Genomic DNA, 2,960 nt, shown 5'->3' with positions numbered 1-2,960 from the left:
GTATGGCACCGACGATGCAATCGGCGCCCTGAACACCGCTTTCGTTGCAGACGGCTATTTTGTCGACATCTCCGACGGCACCGAACTGGACAAGCCGATCGAACTGCAGAACCTGCAGGCCGGCGGCCAGACGCATGTGCGCTTGGGCGTCCGCGTCGGCGCCGGCGCCAAGGCTGTTATCGTCGAGCGCCAGGCGGGCGAGGGCGCCGCACTCGTCAGCTCGGTCAGCCAGCTTCTGCTTGACGAGGGCGCCGACGTGACGTGGCTGATCGTGCAGGAGCAGCCGGATACGGCCACGCATCTTGCCCAGTTCAAGGCGCATCTCGGCAAGAATGCGAAGCTGACGCTGTTCGTGATGAATGCCGGCGGCAAGCTGGTGCGCCAGGAGATCGTGGTCAAGACGACAGGCGAAGGCGCCGATTTCACGCTGCGCGGCATCAACCTGCTTGCCGGTGACACTCATACGGACGTGACCATGGTGCTCGACCATGCCGTGCCGCACACGGCTTCGACGGAAGTAATCCGCAATGTGGTTACCGGCAAGGCGCGCGGCATCTTCCAGGGGCGCATCAACGTCCACCAATATGCGCAGAAGACCAACGCCAAGATGGCCTGCAACACGCTGCTTCTGTCGGATGACGGCGAGTTCTCGACCAAGCCTGAGCTCGAAATCTTCGCCGACGATGTCGTCTGCGGCCATGGCGCGACCGTCACCGAGATCGACCATAGCCACCTGTTCTACCTGATGGCCCGCGGCATCGACGAGAAGACCGCGCGCGGCCTTCTGGTCAAGGCCTTCGTTGCCGAGGTAATTGAGGAGCTGGACGACGAGGCGATTGTCGAGGCGCTGGAAGCAAGGCTCGACGGCTGGTTCGTGGCGCACGGCTAGCGCCTTCCCTTCTCCCCTTGCGGGCGAAGGTGGATCGGCGCGTAGCGCCGAGACGGACGAGGGTGTTGGACGGAATGAGGCGATGAAGTTGTGATGGACCAGAAAGTCGAAAACATCCCCTACGACCTCGAGGCGATCCGCCGCGACTTTCCGATCCTGTCTCGGCAAGTTTACGGTAAGCCACTGGTCTATCTCGACAATGGCGCCTCGGCGCAGAAGCCGCAGGTCGTGCTCGACGCTATCCAGCACGCCTATTCCCAGGAATACGCCAATGTCCATCGCGGGCTGCATTTCCTGTCGAATGCCGCGACCGACGCCTATGAGAACGCGCGGAAGATAGTGCAGAGGTTTCTCAACGCGCCGAGCACCGACAACATCGTCTTCACCTCGAACACCACCGCGGCGATCAACACCGTCGCCTACGGCTTCGGCATGCCGAATATCGGCGAGGGCGACGAGATCGTGCTTTCGATCATGGAGCACCATTCCAATATCGTACCGTGGCATTTCATCCGCGAGCGGCAGGGCGCCAACCTGGTCTGGGTGCCGGTCGACGATCTCGGCGTCTTCCACATCGAGGAGTTCGAGAAGCGGCTGACTGATCGCACAAAACTGGTCGCCATCACGCACATGTCGAATGCACTGGGCACGGTGACGCCGATCAAGGAGATCGTCCGCATCGCGCACGCACGCGGCATTCCGGTGCTGGTCGACGGCAGCCAGAGCGCCGTGCATATGCCGATCGACGTCCAGGATCTCGATTGCGATTTCTTCGTCTTCACCGGCCACAAGGTCTACGGTCCCTCGGGCATCGGCGTGCTCTATGGCAAGAAGGACATGCTGGAGCGCATGCGCCCGTTCATGGGCGGCGGCGAAATGATCGAGGAGGTGACGCAAGACATCGTCACCTACAACGATCCGCCGCACCGTTTCGAGGCTGGCACGCCGCCGATCGTGCAGGCGATCGGGCTGGGCGCTGCGCTGGAATACATGGAAAAGATCGGCCGCGAGCGCATCGCCGCCCATGAGGCGGATTTGAAGGACTATGCGCATCAGCGGCTACGCGCCATCAATTCGCTGCGCATCTTCGGCGATGCGCCTGATAAGGGCGCCATCATCTCCTTCGAACTGCAGGGTATTCATGCGCATGACGTATCGATGGTGATCGACCGGCAGGGTATTGCTGTCCGCGCCGGCACGCATTGCGCCCAGCCGCTGTTGAAACGCTTCGGCGTAACTTCCACATGCAGGGCATCGTTCGGCATGTATAATACCAGGGCCGAAGTCGACGCTTTGGCCGACGCGCTCGAAAAAGCGCGAAAATTCTTCGGGTGACGATGATGGATGATGCAGGCCGGACCGCTGAGACCACTTCGGAAACGACTGCCAACGGTCTGGTTTCCGCCTCGGCCATTCCCGCCGACGAACTGGCGCGGCTGACAGACGACATCGTCTCGGCGCTGAAGACGGTCTACGACCCGGAAATCCCGGCCGACATCTACGAGCTTGGCCTGATCTACAAGATCGACATCGAGGACGACCGCTCGGTCAAGATCGACATGACTCTGACCGCGCCTGGCTGTCCGGTGGCCGGCGAAATGCCGGGCTGGGTGGAAAATGCCGTCGGCGCCGTGGAGGGCGTTTCAGGCGTCGAGGTCACCATGACCTTCGATCCGCCCTGGTCACCCGACCGCATGTCGGAAGAGGCACAGGTCGCGGTGGGTTGGTACTAGCACCGGATATGACAAAGATTGGTGCACTTGCGCCAGGCAGAGAATTTCACCATTTTAGGTGAGGAATCATTCGGCAGGCCTTGAACCTGCGCGCAATGGAGAAAGAAAAGATGGGACGCTTTGCCGTCATCACGATGACCGAAAAGGCCGCCGACCGGGTTCGCGAGATCGTTGCGACCCGTGAGAATGCGTACGGCATTCGCCTTGGCATCAAGAAGGGCGGCTGCGCCGGCATGGAATATACGGTCGACCTGGTGACCGAGCCTAACACCAAGGATGACCATATCGAGCGCGACGGCGCCCATGTTTACGTCGCCCCCGAGGCCGCACTTTTCCTG

At 61.4% G+C, this 2,960-nt stretch carries 4 protein-coding genes; all 4 read left to right on the top strand.

Annotated features, from left to right (window positions below; genetic code table 11):
- The coding region (gene sufD / locus EOA85_RS31385) for a Fe-S cluster assembly protein SufD (protein ID WP_127212322.1) at window positions 1-889 on the top strand (889 nt) is incomplete at its 5' end.
- Between the two features lie 93 nt (window positions 890-982).
- Complete coding sequence (locus tag EOA85_RS31380; RefSeq protein ID WP_127212321.1) at window positions 983-2,224, top strand: cysteine desulfurase; 1,242 nt, start codon at window positions 983-985, stop codon at window positions 2,222-2,224.
- A gap of 5 nt (window positions 2,225-2,229) precedes the next feature.
- Complete coding sequence (locus EOA85_RS31375) at window positions 2,230-2,622, top strand: SUF system Fe-S cluster assembly protein (protein ID WP_127212323.1); 393 nt, start codon at window positions 2,230-2,232, stop codon at window positions 2,620-2,622.
- A 110-nt stretch (window positions 2,623-2,732) separates the two neighbouring features.
- Window positions 2,733-2,960, top strand: a 228-nt coding sequence (locus EOA85_RS31370) for an iron-sulfur cluster biosynthesis family protein (RefSeq protein WP_245486180.1), incomplete at its 3' end; no start/stop codon positions are given.

It is taken from the genome of Mesorhizobium sp. M5C.F.Ca.IN.020.29.1.1 (genome assembly GCF_003997375.1).
In the GTDB taxonomy this organism is placed as follows: domain Bacteria; phylum Pseudomonadota; class Alphaproteobacteria; order Rhizobiales; family Rhizobiaceae; genus Mesorhizobium; species Mesorhizobium wenxiniae.
This window is presented reverse-complemented; position numbering and strand designations above follow the sequence as displayed.